We start from the raw sequence: 16,882 nt of genomic DNA on the forward strand, positions 1-16,882 counted from the left end.
GCACTCCCCCCAGTGGTCCTGCGCCCGCCCAGTGGTCCTGCGGTGCCCAGTAATGTGGAGCGCCTCCGCCGCGCGCCCGACCGTTCACGTAACTGCCCCTCGCAGGAGTCCGTCATCAGTACCACGCTGAACGTCGCCCCGGCCGTCGCCGCCGAACGCCCCGCGTGGACCTCCCGGACCACCGCCGCACTGGTCCCCCTGGTGGTGACGCTCGTCCTCGGCCTCTGGGGCATCCGCCGCGAGGGCAGTGTCTGGCGGGACGAGGTCGTGACGTACGACATGGCGCACCGCACCCTGCCCGACCTGTGGAACACGCTGCAGAACGCCGACGCGGTGCACGGCCTGTACTACTTCCTGATGCATGGGCTCTTCGCGGTGTTCGGCGGGGACGTGACCACCCTCCGGTTGCCGTCCGTACTGGCCACGGCCGCGGCCGCCGCGGGGATCGGGCTGCTCGGTCACCAGTTCGCGGGGCCGAGGGCGGGTCTGTTCGCCGGACTGGTCTTTCCCCTGATCCCTGCCGTGCAGGAGTACGCACAGGAGGGGCGCTCCTACGCGGTCGTGTGCGCCCTGGTCACCTGGGCCACCTGCCTCCTGGTGCGCGCCGCGTCCCAGCCCACGAGACGGCTGTGGATCGCTTACGCGGCCGTGGCGCTGACTGCCTGTCTGCTCCATGAGTTCGCCGTGCTGATGCTGACGGCGCACGGCGCGACCATGCTGTTCTCCGGCGTGCCGCGATCCGTGAAGAGGTCCTGGGTCCGGGCGGCCGCCTGTGTTGTCGCCGGGCTCGCCCCGCTCGCCCTCTTCAGCATGAGCCAGTCGGAGCAGGTCAGCTGGATCATGTGGCCCGACCCCATACAGCTGTTGAGCTTTGCGGCGATGGCGGCCGTAGGGTTGTGGTGCGCCCGTACCCCCGTCCGTTCGAGCGGACCGATCCGGCTGCGGACGCTCGCCCTCCCGCTGCTGATCCTGCCCACGGTCGTCCTGCTGCTGGCTTCCCAGCTCAGGCCGATGTATGTCGAGCGTTATGTCCTCTACTACGTCATAGGGTTCGCGCTGCTGATGGGCGCAGCGCTCGACCGGGCTTTCCGGCCGCCGAGCCGGCTGGACCAGACGTCGCGCCGGATGTGGGTGTGGTCCCTGTCGGTGGCGGCGGTCCTGGTGTCCCTGGTGCCCGTGGCCGTGCATCTGCGGAGCCCGGAGAGCCGCGTGGACGACGCCGCCGCCGTGGCGCTGGCGGTGCGGGAAGCCGCGGAGCCGGGTGACGGTCTGCTCTTCACGCCGGCCAGACGGCGCGTCTGGACGCTGGCTCACCAGGCGGAGTTCCGCGGACTCCACGATCTGGCTCTGGCCAGGGAAGTGGGCTCCTCCGATTCTCTGTACGGCGAGGAGATACCGGCTGAGCGGACACGCGCACGGATGCTCGCCGCCGAACGCATTGTCGTGCTCGGCGACCCCGAGGGCGATCAGCTCGACACGGCCGAGCCGGAGGTCGTCAAGCGCAGGACTCTCGAGGACCACTTCGAGCAATGCAGCAGCAAGGAGGTCACCGGGGCACGGATCATGGTCTACGCGCGCCCGGGGCGCTGCTCCGCACGCTGACGCGAATGCGGAAGGACCGTATCCACCCGCTCTGCGCGACCGGTTTGGCTTGCGGACTGTGCGGCAGCGGCGACGGCACAGGCGCGTTGCCGGGGATGAGCTGCCCGGTGTGTGGCGTGGGCCGGTCGGGCGCGGGCCCGGCGGGGCGCGGTCCGTGGATCGCCCGGGAAACCCAGGACGCCGTCGCGCACGCCGCAGCACAGATGCACCTCACCTGCCGCACCTGATCACTCACCCCCGGTCACCGCGGGTGCATGCGTACCGGGCTGCGCCTAGGATCCAAGTGGCGCAGCTTCACCGCATCCCGGCTTCCTCGAGGGAGTGACAACGGATGACCAGAGAGCGTACGAAGGAGCTCACGGCCGCCGCCCAGGCCCAGGCAACCGACCAACCCCCGCCCCCACCCGGCCACGGCTACGCGGGCCCGATCCACAGCAAGGTCAAGGGCGGCGCCCACACGAAGCCGGACCTGAAGCGGGCGGGCTCCCCGAAGGGCGACCGAATCGGCGAGCGGACAAAGGGCCTGAGCTGACGGGAGGCTGGTGGGCCACCCATGGGCCCCGTGATCTACGGCTCGCACCGTACCCCGCGGTCGGCGGAGCGGCTGGTCGGCCTCGGCGTGGATTCCGGTGTCAACGAAGACCCCCAGCCGGGGCGGTGGAAACGGATCAGCGGCCACGGCGCCAGTCCCCGGTGCGAGGTCGCCAGTTGGCCTCCAAGGGCGGCCTCAGCAGAGATCTTTGACGGTGATGTCGATCGTGCTGATCCCCGGAATCGGTGCGGAGGGTTCGTCACCGGCTGGGACGCTGAAGATCGGGAGGGTGTTGGCCGAGAGTCTCCAGTCGCCCTTGATGTACGTCCACCGTGCCACGGCATTGCTGTCCGGATCCGCCTTCCAACCCCGCTTGGCCAGGCGGTCGAGCCCTGCTTCAACAGCAGTGTCGGCGTTGTTGTCCGCGGTCGTGGCCGTCAGGACGACGGAACAGGGAGTGAAGCTGGTCGGGAGGGGCGCGTTTGACCGCGACCTTGGCTCGTTCTCCTGCCGCCGTCGGCTTGTCCTGGCCCGGTTTGTCGGGCCGACCGCTGTAGGTGAACGGGCCGCCCGAGATCACGATCCGCGTCGGCTCCCCCTTCTCCGCGGCACCGCCGGAACCGCCGCTTGGCACGGCGTCGAGGAGTCCGTACGACCGGGCCAGGTCCCCTGCGTGAACCCATGGCTATCTGTTGGGCCCGCCGTACGGCTGAGTTCTTCGTCGTTTCTGTCTCAGTCGTTGGTGCCGCTGGCCGCCGGGAACACGCAGGGGTGGCCGTCGTTGTCGAATGCCTGTCGGCTTTGAGCGAGCTCGGTCATCACGCCGCCCGGGGTGGCCAGCAGGAGCATGCGGACGATGCCTTGTTCGGGGGGTGCCATGGCTTCCCGCGCTGCTGTCAGATACGGACCGCGGGGGCTTCGGTGGTGGGATACGGGCCCCCAGCCGCCGAGCGCGGCGACGGACGCCGAGATCGCGGCCTCCGGGGAGCGTGAGATCGGACCGAGCAAGGCGCCGACCAAGGCCCCTTCCCCCTCAGGTGGCATGTCCGATATCCGCAGATCGGCCTCGGCTCCGAGGACGGCGGTTCGCAACCGCGCGACCTGTTCCCCCAGGAGTTCCCTCACCGCATCGCCGTCGAGCCCGACTGTCTCCACGGTGAGCGACACATGCGTCGACATCCACCAGTGGACCGTGTCGGCGAACTCCTTGCATTCCTCATCGGTGAGCACCGGTCCCAGAGGAACCTGTTCCTCGGGCGGCTGGTCGAACGGATCGCCCCCGATTCTCGCTTGGAGCATGTACGTCCCGCAGACCGTGCCCCCGCTGTGCCAGGTGTCGTCATCGACATCCAGGCGGCCGCTGCCGTCCTCCTCGTCGAAGGTGAACCACTCCTCCCGCAGGCCGAGGCAGGCGATCAGCGGCCTGATCGCCGCACGCAGTACCTGCTCGACGTCATCGCCTGCATCGGACGGCAGGACCATGAGCAGCGAGACGAAGAAGCCCTCGCTCTCCGCATCCGGGTCCGCCGCCCCGCACTGCACCGTCAACGGGCGCAACTCGGCGACCAGCGGCCGACAGGGTCTGCAGGGCAGCTTCCGCGGTGGGCGAGTGCCTCAAGTGGAGGCCGATCCGGGCAACGACATCGGACGGATCGAACTTCTGCATCAGGCGTAGCGGCCGTGTACTCGGGTGGAGCGGCAGGTCATGGGGACCCCCACGACCAGAAGCACCAGCGCCCAGGGCGCGGCGACCAGCGGCAGCACCGGCCACCAAGAGGAGGAGAGGAGGTCGCCGACGATCACCGCGGACGTGCTGCCCGTGAAGACCATGAACAGCAGCACCCGGACAAGGCGGGACCCGACCCTGCGCCGTAGAGCTCGATCGAGCCCGTTCGCGGCGCACATTGCCGCGGCCGCCACAGCGAGCAGCAGCAGCGGCCCCAGGACGCCGTAGATATTCACCGTCGCCCGCCCCTCCTCGCCCTGACGCCGAATCTTACAGCTCGGGCAAACACTCCCCTGGAGCGGGGGAGCGCCGGCAGTCGAGCCAGAACATGTAATGCCGAAGGTCGTCGGCGAGCTCTCCGGCAAGATACTCGGAATACCGGCGAGCGCCCGCTGCCTCGGCGAGATCGCCGTTGGCACCCCATTGAGGCAGGACGCGATCAATCCACTCCTCGACGCGGTGCCGCTCGCTCCACCACTCCCGTACCGCCGGCACAGTCCAGTGCTCATCGCCGTCCCGCGCGAACCCGAGATAGCAGTCGTCGTGGGCGGTCATCACGATTCCGGCAACGGCCACAGCGTCTGATGGCTGCCGGAAGACGAACCCGCGGTCCTCGTCATCGCACAACACGTTGTCCGGCGCGACGTCGAGCAGGTGCCAAACGGTGTCGGTCAGCCCGCAGTAGAAAGGGCCCGGCACGTTGCGCCAGTTTCGGTCGCTCCAGTCACCACGCCACACGAGCCCGCTGTCTCCTGCGGCTTCCAGGGCGGGAAGCGGATCCCAGTAGCCGACCATCACTCACGACCCTCCGTCTCGGGTTCCGCCGTGAAGCGCCGCCAGGCGAACGACCAGGCCAGTCAAGCGATCACTGCCGCTGAGGAATCGAGGTTATGTGCTCAGCCGGCGGTCTGAGTAGGCGACGTAGTCACAAGGTCCCGCGCCGCTGGTCTGCCCCTCCGTTCTGCAACGCCCTCTCCCGCCGGGTGACGTTCGGGCTCGGCACGATGTTCACGCTGGGCGCGGTGGCGGCCGCCGCCTTCTGGTGGCCGGACTGTTCGTCGGGGTCGTCGCGGCGGCGCTGCGCTGGGCGCCCCCGAGGGGGAGCTCAGGCGATGGGGGCGATGGGGAACGCCACGTCGCACACCGGGTCAGCGGGTCCGGCCGCGTCCCAGTCCGCGAAGTAGATCTCGCGGCAGGGCCCGGTGACGGTCAGACCCTGCTGCTGGACCCAGTCCTCGACCGCCTCGAAGGCGGCGGCGATCCGCGGGAAGACCACGTCCTCCTTGTTCACCCGTGCGTACGCGAAGCGCTGCGCGGGCTCGATCCGCAGCGCGAGACTCCGGCCGCTGCTCTGGCTGCTCGCGCCGCTCACCGCCGCGTACGCCTCGGCCGCCGCGACGTCGGAGACCGGTACGCAGGCCTCCGCCGGGCCGTCGCTCTCCTCTGTCACGTCGGCGTAGTAGGCGACGAACGGAATCCCGGCGATCCCGCCGCAGTCCTCGGCCGCCTTGACCAGCCGGTCGAAGGTGGCGGGGATCCACTGCGGCAGTTCATCGGCCAACAGGTGCTTGCGTACGGCCAGTACGGCCTGTTCGGCTACCTCGCAGGTCTTGATCTCGTACATGTCTTCCGGTTTCCTGCCTGACAGTCGGTCACGGAGATGGGACGCGATCGCGCGCTGCACGGTGATGCGTTCCTCGACCGCCGCCCAGTACGTCGCCACCGCCGCCGCGGCCTGCGGACCCGGCAGGCCGACGATCTCGGCGATCTCGGCCAGCGGCATGTCGATCCGCCGCAGCAGGGCCACCAGCCGCGCCTGCGCCACCTGGTCCGTGCGGTACCAGCGGTAGCCGCTGGACTCGTCGACCCGCGCCGGCGCGAGCAGCCCGAGCCGGTCGTACAGGCGCAGGGCCTTGGGCGACAGCCGTGAGCGCGCGGAGAACGCTCCGATGGTGAGCAGAGCGGCGCCGTCGGTGGTCTGGTCAGCCTGGTTCACCTGCCCATCCTCCCGTCACCGGGCCGCTTCGGCCCGGTGACGGGAGTATGGGCCCTGCCCTTGGGGGAAGGTCACCCCGACCACCCGGGCCGGGTCCGCCGCAGCTACTTCACCCACAAGACCATGCAGCGTTTGAGGACCTCACGCTCCATCTCCAGCTCCATGATCTTCTTGGACTTCTCCTTGTCCGCCGCCCGCAGCCGTGCCGGCTCCTCGCGCTCCGACTCCGACAGCGGCCCGCCGGCCGGCTCGGCCTGGCGCCGGGCCTTGTTCACCCAGTTCTGCAGCGTGCCCGGATTGATCCCCAGATCCCCCGCCACCTCTGTGGCGGTCTTCCCGGTCTCCGTCACGATCCGTACAGCCCCCTCATGGAACTCGGCATCGAACTTCCGGCGCGTCTGTGCCATGACCCTCAACTACCCATCTGGTCACGGACTCCACGGTACGAGGGGAACCTCACCCGAAGCGGAGTACGAGCCCAACGAGGCGGAGGAGTCCGTGCCGGATGGTGCTGATCCGTCGGGAGGAATATCGGGGCCTGGCGACCCGTCCGCTCACGCACCGCTCACGCACCGCTCACGCAAACGGCCTCGGACGGGGAGTCCGAGGCCGATTAGAACGCCTTCCTGGGGGAGAAACCCCAGGTCAGCGGCTTAATGCGTTGTGCCCCCGGCAGGATTCGAACCTGCGACACCCGCTTTAGGAGCATGATCATAAGCTCACTCGTCTTGCTTGATCTGGCGTGATGTTTCGCCGTTTCCGCAGGTCAGTGGCCTGATGGGGGAAGGTGAGGGAGTGATCCTTCACGATCCTTCGCGGGCCTTCTTTGTCTTGCTGTTCCCATCAGGTTCCCAGCCTGAGGGCATGCCGACGGTCTTCGAGAGTTGGCAGAGGCATCTACGCAGGTTCGTCGCCCAGCCCGGTTCCATTGAGCACCGCAGATGCTTTGGGAGGGGCGACAGGCTCAGCCACCTGAGATCACCGTCCGCCTCACGCAGGCAAGACCACAGCATGTCGTAGCCCTCCTGCGCGTTGTGCCGCGACCAGGGCGCGTACTCGTCGCACCATGCCTTGTCGAAGGCCCAACCACGCAGGTTGTCCAGCGTCTGCGCACCGAACCCACGGATCAGCGTGCCGCTCCTCAACCGCAACGTCGTCTCACCCAGCGACGAGTTGTAACTCGCCACCTCCAGGCGGAAACACCGACAGCAACCCCGACTTCGGCGGGTCAAAGCAGTGTGAGGAAGTCGCGCTTGAGCAGCTGCTCGACAGTGCATCCGCGCCGGTGCGCCATCTCGCGGAACGCGTCCCCTGCTCGGTGGTCAGCCGAGATGCAGCAGGAAGGGATAGTAGGGCGATCTTGAGCGGCTGAATCACCCTGTGTGCGCGCCTGTCAGCGACTTTCGCCGGTGTTGCGGAGTTGCGCATGGTGGGTCGTTGTTGATGGCCTGGGCCCGGCGGATCGCGCCGAGGGTGGCGGGCAGGGTGCACCAGGTCGCTGGCCGCTTTCCGCTTGCCCTGCCGGGCCGGCAGAAGCCGCTACCTGCCGCATTGACATCATGACGCCGAACCACCGCCGACAGAAACTCGCAGATCATCATGAAACCAACTGGCCCCTGGTGGGGCGGATCGTCGGGGATCGATGCTGCGCGTAAGCTACTGGTCGGTAATTGGTGGGTCGCTGCCTGAAGCGGACGGCCACCAGGGGGAATTCAGAGCCCGGCCGCGCCGGAGAGACCATCCGTGCGCGCCTTGCTCTCCGGCACGGGACGTATATGCACCGCCAACTCAAACTGAAAACTGCCGCACTGCTGACCATTCTCAGCGTCTTCCTGACGTTCGGGATGGGCGAGGACAGCGCGCTGGCCGCACAGAGCGTCAGGCTGACGCACGCCGAGGCGCAGCTCGAGGCCGCCGAGGCGAAGCTCGACACCGACCGCCTGGCCGCCATCGTCAAGGGCACCGCCAGGATCTCCGGCTGCGACAAGCTGTCGCTGCTGGAGAAACCGGCCTGCTATCGCGACTTCGCGCAGAAGGCCCTCAAGGTCGGTGCCGGCGTCGGCATGTTCGCGTACGGCGTCCACTACCTCCACAAGGACACCGTCGAACACTTCGGCACGGTGAAGAAGGAAGCCGCCGGCCTCCAGAAGCTGAGGGAGGCCTTCAAGGAGGACCCGACCAAGATCGCGGACCCTGAGTACCGCAAGCAGGTCGAGGACCGGATCCGCGCGACGGCCGCCGGCGCGCAGAAGGACATCGACAAGCTGATCAAGGACGTCCTCGAGACCATCGAGACGATCCTCGTGATAATCGAGATGACCCTGCTGCTGATCCGGCTGACGCTCGGACTCGCGCAGCTGGTCGGTGACCCGAAGTTCCAGGCCGCGGTCAAGAGCGTCAAGGACAACCTCGACGGGATCGGCAAGGCGCTCGACCAGATGAACGCCGGGTTCGCGCAGATGAACCGCGCCCTTGGCGACATGAACGATGCCGTCGACGACATCAACAAGTCGCTGGGCGGGCTGAACCAGTCCATCAACAAGGCCAACAAGGGCATGGACACCCTCAACGAGGGCATCGGCCAGGCCAACAAGGCCGTCGACGACATGAACAAGGTCGTCCCCGGCATCAAGAAGGCCGCCGAGAAGCTCCGCGAGGTTCCGGCCTTCGAGTTCGACTTCTCGAACGTCGGCAAGACCTGGAGCGACGGCTCCTCCGGCCTGGACAGCGAGGAGCAGCAGCGCCGGATGTCCATCATCCTCGGCCTGATGCCGGGCATCGGCGACGGCAAGGGCATCGTAGAGGCGATCACCGGCAAGGACATGATGACCGGCGAGCACGTCGACGGCTTCGACCGGGCCCTGGGTTCCCTCGCCGTGCTGCGCTGGCTGAAGCTGGGCGGCAAGCTCATCCCGGACGACATCGCGAAGGCACGCAAGACCGATGTGGTCTTCGAGTGCAACAGCTTCCCGGCCGGCACCCCCGTGCTCCTCGCGGACGGCACGCACAAGCCGATCGAGGACGTCCGGCCGGGTGACGAGGTCCTCGCGACCGACCCGGGCGGCGAGTTCGCCGAGCTGACCCGGCCGCGCCCGGTGATGTCGACGCCGTATACCTCCGAGTACACCGACAAGACGTTTGTCCGACTGTCGGTCGCCGGCGCGGACGGCGACGTCTCCGACCTCACGTCGACCGAGCAGCACCGCTACTGGCTGCCGGACCGGCAGGCGTGGGTCCCGGCGGGCGAGCTGCGCGCGGGCGACCGCCTGCACACCGCCGAGGGCACCGAGGCCACCGTCACCGCGACCGAACGGTCCGCCGGCCGGCAGGCCACCTACGACCTCGACGTCAGCGGCATCGACAGCTACTACGTGCGAGTCGGCGCCCAGGACGTCCTGGTCCACAACTGCACCGACCTGGCGCGCGCCGAGCGGATGTTCCCGGGCATCGCCCACACCCTGGACGAGCACGTCAACGTCGACCGGCAGAAGATGGAGGCCCTGGCGAAGGCCAAGACCCGGCGGATGGGCAGGCCCACGTCCAACTCCCGTTGGAAGAGCGCGGACCTCGCCCAGAAGGCGGTCAACCAGCTGGTCGACCAGAACAAGGACCGCATCACGAAGTTCGTGCAGGACGCGGGCAAGCCGGGCAAGCCGCAGCAGCTCACGCTCCAGGGCACGTACGGGACCGGATCGCTCGGCGACAGCATGGACCACCTCGGCAACTACAGTCCGACCACGAGCAACAGCTTCAAGGTGATCCTCGCCGCGAAAAAGGGCCACAAGCCCGGCGGCTTCTACGTCCTGACCGCCTACCCGCTGTAAAGGGGAGCAGAACCATGCACGACCCCGCAGCACAGCACGAGGACATGACCTTCGACTTCGGCGTGACCGAGCTCGGCACGTCCTTCCACGGCGACTGGATCCTCTACGCCGACACGGCACTGGATCATGCCCTGGCCTACCTAGGTGGCCGGAACCCGGGTCTCGAACCCGGCCGTGTCCTGCTCCTCATCGAGGACGTACTGCGGCTGCGGGATTCGGACCTCACCGGCGAGGAGCTGAGCGTTCTCTGGCTGGCCACGGGCACACCGATGGATGGCCAGCCTGAGATCGGCGGCAAGGAGCGCGCGTCCGTGGACCGCCTGCTGTCGCTGATCGTGCCGATCGCGAGAGCACGCGGCGCTTCGGAGGACGCCTGCACGACGTATCCCGTGTGCGTGCCCGACGGGGCCTCGCCGGCGACGGTCGAGCATCGCCGGCGGACGGCGGAGGTGGTCGCCATGGTCGGGCTGCTCGACCAGGGCGGAGACCAGGACACCCGGTCAGCGGCCACCCGTCACGCGCTGATGCGGTGCGCAGAAGTTGTCTGCGCCGAACTGGCCTTCCGGTTCCTGCTCTGTGCTGTCAACAGTTTCGGCACACCACTGACCCCGGCGGCGTACGAGCGACTCGAGCATCTGGCCGCGGCCTTCGGCTACGGCCCACACGTGGTCGACGCGGTCAAGTACCTCGTCAGCTGAGCGCCCGCCCGGCAGGCGCCCGGACGGCACCCCTCCCCGAGAAGACCGGGGACGGGTGCCGTCCGACAAGAGCCCGCATCCCTGCTCGAGTTGTGAAGCCCTCAGGCGATGCCCACCCCAGGCTGCGACAGTGCTGACTCCATGACCACTGCAGTGCATTTGAGAGGACGCTCTCTTGGAAGGCTTGGTCGAGGGCTCTGTACTCAGCCGACGGCTGGGCCTGCTGCGGGTGCTGTGTCCCCGCAGGACCGGCCTGGATCAGGCGATATCAGCGGCGTTGGCGCCGTGGCGCAAGGCGCGGGCGGTGCACGATCCGGGCAAGATCCGGCTGGATGTGGCGCTCGCGTTCGCGCTGGGCGGGGACTGCCTGGCTGATGTGGGCCTGCGTCGGGCCGGTGGCGTCTGATCCGACGGTCTCCCGCCTGATCGACACCCTCGCCGCGGGCACGTCACGAAGGATCGACGCAACAGACCACCAGTAGCAGCTGAGGGCGGTGAAGCAAGAGCACCGCGCAAGCTACGAGCACCTCGTTCCGCTGCGGGGAATCTTGCCGTCGAGCAGGTACGCGTTGACGGTCCTCGTCACGCAGTCGTAGTAGCCGTACGTCGTGTGGCCCTCGCCTTCGACCGTCAGATGGACGCCGACATCTTTACCCAGCTCTTCGGCCATGTGCTTGGAGCCCGGATACGGCGTGGCAGGGTCGCCGGTGTTGCCGATGACGAGGATCGGGGCAGCACCGTTGGCGCTGACGTCAGGGGTGGTGCGTTCGCCGTCGACCGGCCAGTGCATGCAGTCGTAGAGGGGCTGGGCCGATTGCTCGCCGAAGAGAGGAGAGGCTCTCTTGAACTCCGGGAGCCTGTGGTCAATGTCGAGGGGGTCCAGGCGCTGGTCGGAGTCGGCGCAGGTGATCGCGGTATGGGCGGCGACCGAATTGCCGGTTGGCGTCGCGCTGGGGGTGGCCCGGCGTGGTGCTTCTGCCCGGCTGGGTGCGTTCTCGCTGACGAGGTCGTACGCCGAGTCCAGCAGGTCGTTGCCGGTGCCTTGGTCCCTTACCCCGGCCAGGGCGTCCATGAGGAAGTCCCATCCGTCCTCGCCGTCGTACAGGGCGTTGGCGATGCCGCGGACGGCGAGTTCCGGGCCGAGGTTCTCGCCGGTGTGGGTGGTGGCGGGCTTCCTCTTCAGCCTGTCCAGCAGTTCGCCGACTCGTTTGATGGCCTGCTTGGGGTTATTGCCGGTGGGGCAGTCGTCGTAGGTGTCGGCGCAGTATCCGGCGAAGTGATCGAAGGCGAGCTGGAAGCTCTTGGCCTGGCTGAGTGCGGCCTGTAACTGGTTTTCGGTCGGGTCGATTGCGGCATCGAAGACGGCTCGGCCGACACTCTTGGGGAACAAGTGGGCGTAGATGCCGCCGAGTTCAGTGCCGTAGGAGAAGCCGAAGTAGTGCAGTTTGTCCTCGCCGAGCAGCCGCCGCATCAGGTCCATGTCTCGGGCTGTGTTCGAGGTGCCCACGTGGGGAAGGACCTTGCCGGAGTGCCTGTGGCAGGCGGCTGCGTACCTGGTGGGGTCCTGCTCCGATTCGTCCCCGCAGGTCACGGTGGCCGTGTTCCCGACGCCGCGCGGGTCAAAGCTGACCAGGTCGTAGCGGGTGCTGAGCTCGGCGTAGTTCTCGGCGGACTCGGGGAGCAACGCTATGCCGGACTCGCCGGGGCCGCCGAAGTTGAAGACGAGCGAGCCGATCTGCTTCCGCCGAGGCCCTGTGGCCTTCTTGCGGATCAGAGCTACGTCGATGGTTTCGCGGTCGGGCTTGTGGTAGTCCAGCGGTGCTTTCATCGTGACGCACTGCCAGCTGCGGCCCGGGGCGTCGCCGCCGCCCTGGGCCGCGGAGGGTGGCGGGCAGGTCGCCCAGTCGAGCCGCTGGGCGGTGAGGGCTGCAGGCAGCCCGGGCGCGGGCTTCGCCGGGCCGTCCTCCTTGCTCCCCTCGGCCGTCCCGGGCGAGGTGGCTGGCGCCGAGGCCTTGGGTGCCTTGTTGCTTGCTGCCCCGCACCCGGCCGCTGCGGTGATGGCGAGCAGTGCCGCGGCGGTGAGGACGCCCAACCGTATGCAGCCGGGCCGAAGGGCGCCGGATCGTAAAGAACCAGGAGACACGCCTGCCTGCTTTCGCATCTTGACCTCCTCCTCCGCCCCGCGCACCACAAGCCCCAGCAACGCTCTGAAGACCACCGTCGGGACGCCCGCCGCCGCACTCACCGCACCGGTGTCGGCGCCGAACCACGCAGCCAGAGCGGCATAGGAGCCGAAGTGGTCACCAGGTTGACGACGACCGCCCAGAGGAGGTAGTCCGGCGCCTTCAACAAGAAGGCCTTCCAGGGCCGCAACGCACGTCCCAGCCGCGGCTCCCGCTGCGCCTCACCGTCCGGGACCGCGTCTTCACTCCTTGCGCCAGGCATGGGTAGAGCATGGGCGACGCCACGCGCGTGACGCATTCGTTTCGGCGTAACTCCCCCAATTCATAAGGCGGTTGAGAGCCTGAAGATCAGCCCGACCATGGTCAGGAGGGCGCCACTGTTCCCGTGCCGCGCGGTGCAGACCCAACGCGCCGTGACCGGAAAGTGAATTCGACGTTCCACCTGCCTCACCCTGTTCGGCGACCACCAGGATGCGGCCGATCCGGCATCGGACCGGCAGCATCCGCGTTTACTGGTTTCGTCCGCCCACCGGTCTCAGTGACGCTGGGCGATGAGCGGGTCGAGGGTCTGGCGCGGGTCGTTTCCCCTCAGGGCGACATCGACGCGAAGACCTGTCAGCTTGCCGGCGAGCTCGGCGTTCAGGCCGCCTTCGCCGATGGCGTTGTGCATCTGGTGGTGCGGGACGACGACGGCGCATCCGCTTTCGATGAGGATGTCGGAGAGTTTGACCAGCGCCGGGGCCATGGCGAAGGACAGATAGGTCGTCTGATCGTCCGCGAGTCGATGATCTCGATCTTTTCGTTCACCATGGCGCGGTTGGGCATCTTCACTGCGCAGGTGAACAGAGGCGGGGGCCGGCTGTCAGATCGTTAACGAATGTCCGAAGTATGAAAAATGCGCAGTTCAATGTCCCCAGGGCGTTCCCATTGCGCGCCTGAAAGCCTTCCAGGGAGGCTCCCTGGAAGGCTTTCAGTGTGCTGACCTGCGGTGTTGTGGTGCCCCCGGCAGGATTCGAACCTGCGACACCCGCTTTAGGAGAGCGGTGCTCTATCCCCTGAGCTACGAAGGCGGGACGGGGACAGCGTAGCGGACCCCGTCTGTGTGCGGTGTGGAGTGGGGGTGGGGGGGCGGGTCGGGGGGAGCTTGACGGTGTACTTGGGCGGGCTTAGCTTCTGGGGAGCTGAGCACGCGCTTAGGAGATCCCCTTGCCTCACACCGACCTCGCAGTCGCCGCTGCCCGGCTCACCGCTCCCGGCGCGCCCTTCGCCGTCGTACGGGCGGAGGACGGCTCGCCGGTGTACGCGGGCGGGCCGCGCACCCTGCGCGAGTTCGTGGAGGTCACCTGGGCCTTCGGGGAGCGGACGTTTCTGGTGGGGGAGGAGCGGACGTACAGCTACGGCGAGTTCTTCGCGGCCGCCTCCGCCCTCGCCCGGCGGTTCGTCGACGAGTACGGGCTGGTGCCCGGTGACCGGGCCGTCGTCGCGATGCGCAACCATCCCGAGTGGCAGATCGCCTTCTGGGCGGCCCAGCTGGCCGGGCTGGTCGCCGTACCGCTGAACGCCTGGTGGACCGCCGACGAGTTCGCGTACGCCCTCGACGACTGTGAGCCACGCGTGCTGCTCGTCGACGGGGAGCGGCTGCCCCGGGTGGCCCCTTGGCTCGCTGCCCGGGAGGATCCGCCGCGGACCGTGGTGTTCCACCATGACCGGCCGGTCGGGGAGAGCATTGAGCGGTACGAGGATCTGCCGGCCCCCGATCCCCTGGTTGGCCCGCCCGCCGTCGATGTCAGGCCCGAGGACGACGCCACGATCATGTACACCTCGGGGACCACGGGACGGCCCAAGGGCGCCGTCGCCACCCATCTCGCGCAGGCCGGCGCCGCCATGAACCCCCGCTATCTGGCGGCCCTTTCGGCGCTGGGCAGGGGGCAGATCCCCGGTCAGGGGCCGACGCCGGTGACCCTGATGACGTTTCCGTTCTTCCACGTGGCCGCCTTCACCGGGTTGTACGCGGCGATGGCGGCCGGCGGCACGCTGGTGCTGATGCGCAAGTGGGACGCCGGCAAGGCGCTGGAGGCGATCCGCACGCACCGCGTCACCCACTACGGCGGCGTCCCGGCCACCGCGCTCCAGCTGCTCGACGCCGCCGAGCGGGCCGGCGACGGCCTGGAGACGCTGACCATGCTCAACACCGGCGGCGCCGCCGCCCCGCCCGACCTCGTGGCCCGGATCACCGCCCGCTTCGGCGAGCGCGTCGAGCCCCGCAACGGCTACGGGCTGACCGAGACCAGCGGCGGGGTGCTGGCCAACTTCGGGGCGTCGTACCGGCAGCATCCGGGCAGCGTCGGGCTGCCGACGCCCGCCACCGAGGTACGGATCGCCGGGCCCGGCGGCGCCGAGCTCCCCGAGGGCGAGATCGGCGAGCTGTGGCTGCGCGGGCAGGCGCTGGTGCGCGGCTACTGGCGGGACGAGAAGGCGACCGCCGAAGCGTTCCGGGACGGCTGGTTCCGCACCGGTGACCTGGCGGCCGTCCGCGACGGCGGCCGGGTGAGCATCGTCGACCGGATCAAGGACGTGGTCATCCGCGGCGGTGAGAACGTGTACTGCGTCGAGGTCGAGGCGGTACTCCACGACCACCCGGACGTCGTGGACGCGGCCGTGCTCGGCGTCCCGCACCCGGTGCTCGGTGAGGAGGTGGCCGCGGTGGTGCGGCTGCGGCCCGGGGCCGCCGCCGGGGTGGCGGAGTTGCGTGCGCACGCGGGGCAGCGCCTGGCCGCGTTCAAGGTGCCGGCGCATGTGCTCGTACGGGACGACGTACTGCCCCGCAACCCGACCGGGAAGATCGTCAAGCGGGAGCTGCGCAGCGAGGTGATCCGGCTGCTCACGGGCGGGTGATGCGCACCTGGTAGCTGCCGTTCCGGAGCTCGCCGACGACCGAGACGCTGATCTGGTTCTCATCGTCGGTGAAGGTCTCGCCGGGCCGGTAAGGCGCGTCGGAGAGCTCCGCGTGCACGTTGGGCTGCCGGGTGCAGCCGCCGCTCTCGACCTCGCTGTCGGAGACGGTGATCGGCCCCTGGCCGGTGTCGATGTCGGAGTCGACGCGGTAGATCAGCACCCCGGGCTTGCAGACCGCATCGTCGTTGCCGGCGCGGGTGCGGACCTCGACCGCGTAACCGGCCGTCTCGGAGACCGGCACGAAGGCGAGTTTTGCGCCGCCCTCGGTGGCCAGCGGCGTCAGGACGTGGTCGCTGACGCCGGGTATGGAGGCGCAGCTGATCTGGGTCCCGTCCAGCCAGCCGAGCTTCCACTTGTGCCAGCCGAGCAGGTCGTTGTTGGCCCCCCAGTCCTCGGACATGATGTCCCAGTGGCCGACGGCCCCGCCCCCGTCCGGGGTGTAGAGGTCGGGTAGGCCGAAGACATGGCCGTTCTCGTGCGGCAGGACCCGGTAGCCGGTGTCCTGGTACGAACCGGAGCCGTCGTCCTGGCGGCTGTAGACGAACGAGGTGTTGGAGAGCGGGACACCGTCGGCGTGCGGCGCGTCCGCGTTGCCGGAGAAGGTGACCGACAGGACGGTGTCGAGCGCGGAGGGCCCGGCGTTCGGGGTGACCAGGATGTTGACCACGTCGTACGCGCTGAAGTCCACCTCGGCGTCGGTGGCGGCGATGATGTGCTGGACGAGTTCGCGGTAGCCCGGCTCGTACGGTGAGCCGCGCTCGATCCCGTACGCACCGAACGGCTTCGGCATCCGCAGCCATTCCTTGAACGGGGCCTCCGGGCGGTAGCTGAGCCGTCCGTACGAGCTGGTCCTGAACCACTGCGTGGTCTGCGGGAAGAACTCCGCCAGCCGGTCCTCCGCCTTGCCCTCGCCCGGCGCGTCGGCGAAGTCGATCATGAGGTTCAGCGCCCGTATCTCGCCCGTTGAACGCGCGTAGCCGGGCGGCGTGGGCAGCCCCTCCGACATCTGTATGCCCATGGTTCCGGCGATCCGGCACGGGGCGAGCGCGGACTCGTCGGCGGCGGCCACCGGCCCGGCAGCCGCCTTGGAGCGGCTGGTCATGTCGCCGCTGGCTGTGGCGGTGACGGCGAGGGCGAGAGCGGTGACGGCTATGGACGCGCTGGTGCGGCGGGGTCTGCGTATCCGGGGGCGGGGCAGCGGCATGCGAGCGCCTTCGGGTCCGCGGCAGACGGCCGGGCCCGATCTGCACTCCGTGCGATCACCCTGTGACGGCGGTAGCCCATGCGCGCGCCGGGTGCGCCGAACGTGCGTTTCTCGCCCAAAGGTGGTGTGACGTACATCACATTGGATGCCGAAATAACCGGG

At 68.7% G+C, this 16,882-nt stretch carries 16 protein-coding genes, 1 tRNA gene and 1 pseudogene; 8 read left to right on the plus strand and 10 right to left on the minus strand.

Translation table 11 applies throughout. The features are described 5' to 3' along the window. Positions 1–42 precede the first annotated feature (42 nt). The 3 genes from NLX86_RS20195 to NLX86_RS20205 all read left to right on the plus strand — a co-directional run bounded on the left by NLX86_RS20195 (position 43) and on the right by NLX86_RS20205 (position 2,134). On the plus strand, positions 43–1,602 hold the full coding sequence (locus tag NLX86_RS20195) for a glycosyltransferase family 39 protein (RefSeq protein ID WP_254373138.1): 1,560 nt from the start codon (positions 43–45) through the stop codon (positions 1,600–1,602). Positions 1,603–1,607: 5 nt separating this feature from the next. Next, complete coding sequence (locus tag NLX86_RS20200) at positions 1,608–1,829, plus strand: hypothetical protein (RefSeq protein WP_254373139.1); 222 nt, start codon at positions 1,608–1,610, stop codon at positions 1,827–1,829. A gap of 104 nt (positions 1,830–1,933) precedes the next feature. Continuing rightward, a complete protein-coding gene (locus NLX86_RS20205) occupies positions 1,934–2,134 on the plus strand; it encodes a hypothetical protein (RefSeq protein ID WP_254373140.1) in 201 nt (66 codons plus the stop codon). A gap of 195 nt (positions 2,135–2,329) precedes the next feature. Here NLX86_RS20205 and NLX86_RS20210 read toward each other — a convergent pair whose 3' ends face one another. The 7 genes from NLX86_RS20210 to NLX86_RS20240 all read right to left on the minus strand — a co-directional run bounded on the left by NLX86_RS20210 (position 2,330) and on the right by NLX86_RS20240 (position 7,043). Beyond that, positions 2,330–2,473: a hypothetical protein gene (locus NLX86_RS20210; RefSeq protein WP_254373141.1), complete on the minus strand. Its 144-nt coding sequence runs from the start codon at positions 2,471–2,473 to the stop codon at positions 2,330–2,332. A 393-nt stretch (positions 2,474–2,866) separates the two neighbouring features. Continuing rightward, a complete protein-coding gene (locus tag NLX86_RS20215; protein ID WP_254373142.1) occupies positions 2,867–3,691 on the minus strand; it encodes a hypothetical protein in 825 nt (274 codons plus the stop codon). 108 nt (positions 3,692–3,799) lie between these two features. Continuing rightward, positions 3,800–4,096: a hypothetical protein gene (locus NLX86_RS20220; protein ID WP_254373143.1), complete on the minus strand. Its 297-nt coding sequence runs from the start codon at positions 4,094–4,096 to the stop codon at positions 3,800–3,802. A 34-nt stretch (positions 4,097–4,130) separates the two neighbouring features. Further along, positions 4,131–4,658, minus strand: coding sequence for a ferredoxin (locus tag NLX86_RS20225; protein WP_254373144.1), 528 nt, complete (start codon positions 4,656–4,658; stop codon positions 4,131–4,133). Positions 4,659–4,965: 307 nt separating this feature from the next. Beyond that, entirely contained in the window at positions 4,966–5,856 is an 891-nt protein-coding gene (locus tag NLX86_RS20230; protein WP_254373145.1) for a MerR family transcriptional regulator, read from the minus strand. A 104-nt stretch (positions 5,857–5,960) separates the two neighbouring features. Next, entirely contained in the window at positions 5,961–6,263 is a 303-nt protein-coding gene (locus NLX86_RS20235; RefSeq protein ID WP_254373146.1) for a transposase, read from the minus strand. Positions 6,264–6,659: 396 nt separating this feature from the next. Beyond that, positions 6,660–7,043: a hypothetical protein gene (locus NLX86_RS20240; protein WP_254373147.1), complete on the minus strand. Its 384-nt coding sequence runs from the start codon at positions 7,041–7,043 to the stop codon at positions 6,660–6,662. 588 nt (positions 7,044–7,631) lie between these two features. On the opposite strand from NLX86_RS20240, the gene NLX86_RS20245 reads away from it, so the two are divergent. The 3 genes and pseudogenes from NLX86_RS20245 to NLX86_RS20255 all read left to right on the plus strand — a co-directional run. Further along, complete coding sequence (locus NLX86_RS20245) at positions 7,632–9,680, plus strand: pre-toxin TG domain-containing protein (protein ID WP_254373148.1); 2,049 nt, start codon at positions 7,632–7,634, stop codon at positions 9,678–9,680. Positions 9,681–9,694: 14 nt separating this feature from the next. Continuing rightward, on the plus strand, positions 9,695–10,378 hold the full coding sequence (locus NLX86_RS20250) for a hypothetical protein (protein ID WP_254373149.1): 684 nt from the start codon (positions 9,695–9,697) through the stop codon (positions 10,376–10,378). Positions 10,379–10,553: 175 nt separating this feature from the next. Next, a pseudogene (locus tag NLX86_RS20255) lies at positions 10,554–10,845 on the plus strand (IS1380 family transposase); the annotation flags it as partial. Positions 10,846–10,895: 50 nt separating this feature from the next. Here NLX86_RS20255 and NLX86_RS20260 read toward each other — a convergent pair. Next, the gene (locus NLX86_RS20260) at positions 10,896–12,539 is read right to left on the minus strand and encodes an alpha/beta hydrolase (RefSeq protein WP_254373150.1); all 1,644 of its coding nucleotides are present in this window, start codon (positions 12,537–12,539) and stop codon (positions 10,896–10,898) included. A 560-nt stretch (positions 12,540–13,099) separates the two neighbouring features. Here NLX86_RS20260 and NLX86_RS20265 point away from each other — a divergent pair. Next, complete coding sequence (locus NLX86_RS20265) at positions 13,100–13,435, plus strand: hypothetical protein (protein ID WP_254373151.1); 336 nt, start codon at positions 13,100–13,102, stop codon at positions 13,433–13,435. Positions 13,436–13,555: 120 nt separating this feature from the next. Here the strand turns inward: NLX86_RS20265 and NLX86_RS20270 are convergent. Next, positions 13,556–13,631, minus strand: a tRNA-Arg gene (locus NLX86_RS20270). Between the two features lie 136 nt (positions 13,632–13,767). Between NLX86_RS20270 and NLX86_RS20275 the strand changes: the two genes are divergently transcribed. Next, positions 13,768–15,456 (plus strand): class I adenylate-forming enzyme family protein, encoded by a 1,689-nt coding sequence (locus NLX86_RS20275; RefSeq protein WP_254373152.1) that lies wholly within the window; start codon positions 13,768–13,770, stop codon positions 15,454–15,456. Here NLX86_RS20275 and NLX86_RS20280 read toward each other — a convergent pair. Beyond that, complete coding sequence (locus tag NLX86_RS20280) at positions 15,443–16,720, minus strand: M6 family metalloprotease domain-containing protein (RefSeq protein WP_254373153.1); 1,278 nt, start codon at positions 16,718–16,720, stop codon at positions 15,443–15,445. The genes NLX86_RS20275 and NLX86_RS20280 overlap by 14 nt on opposite strands. Positions 16,721–16,882 lie beyond the last annotated feature (162 nt).

This window comes from Streptomyces sp. A3M-1-3, assembly GCF_024213665.1.
GTDB lineage: Bacteria > Actinomycetota > Actinomycetes > Streptomycetales > Streptomycetaceae > Streptomyces.

Excerpts from the sequence above, each read along its gene's own strand:
- NLX86_RS20260 (WP_254373150.1), bottom strand. The coding sequence starts at position 12,539 with ATGCGAAAGCAGGCAGGCGTGTCTCCTGGTTCTTTACGATCCGGCGCC.
- NLX86_RS20235 (WP_254373146.1), bottom strand. The coding sequence starts at position 6,263 with ATGGCACAGACGCGCCGGAAGTTCGATGCCGAGTTCCATGAGGGGGCT.
- NLX86_RS20205 (WP_254373140.1), top strand. The coding sequence starts at position 1,934 with ATGACCAGAGAGCGTACGAAGGAGCTCACGGCCGCCGCCCAGGCCCAG.
- NLX86_RS20245 (WP_254373148.1), top strand. The coding sequence starts at position 7,632 with ATGCACCGCCAACTCAAACTGAAAACTGCCGCACTGCTGACCATTCTC.
- NLX86_RS20200 (WP_254373139.1), top strand. The coding sequence starts at position 1,608 with ATGCGGAAGGACCGTATCCACCCGCTCTGCGCGACCGGTTTGGCTTGC.
- NLX86_RS20280 (WP_254373153.1), bottom strand. The coding sequence starts at position 16,720 with ATGCCGCTGCCCCGCCCCCGGATACGCAGACCCCGCCGCACCAGCGCG.
- NLX86_RS20250 (WP_254373149.1), top strand. The coding sequence starts at position 9,695 with ATGCACGACCCCGCAGCACAGCACGAGGACATGACCTTCGACTTCGGC.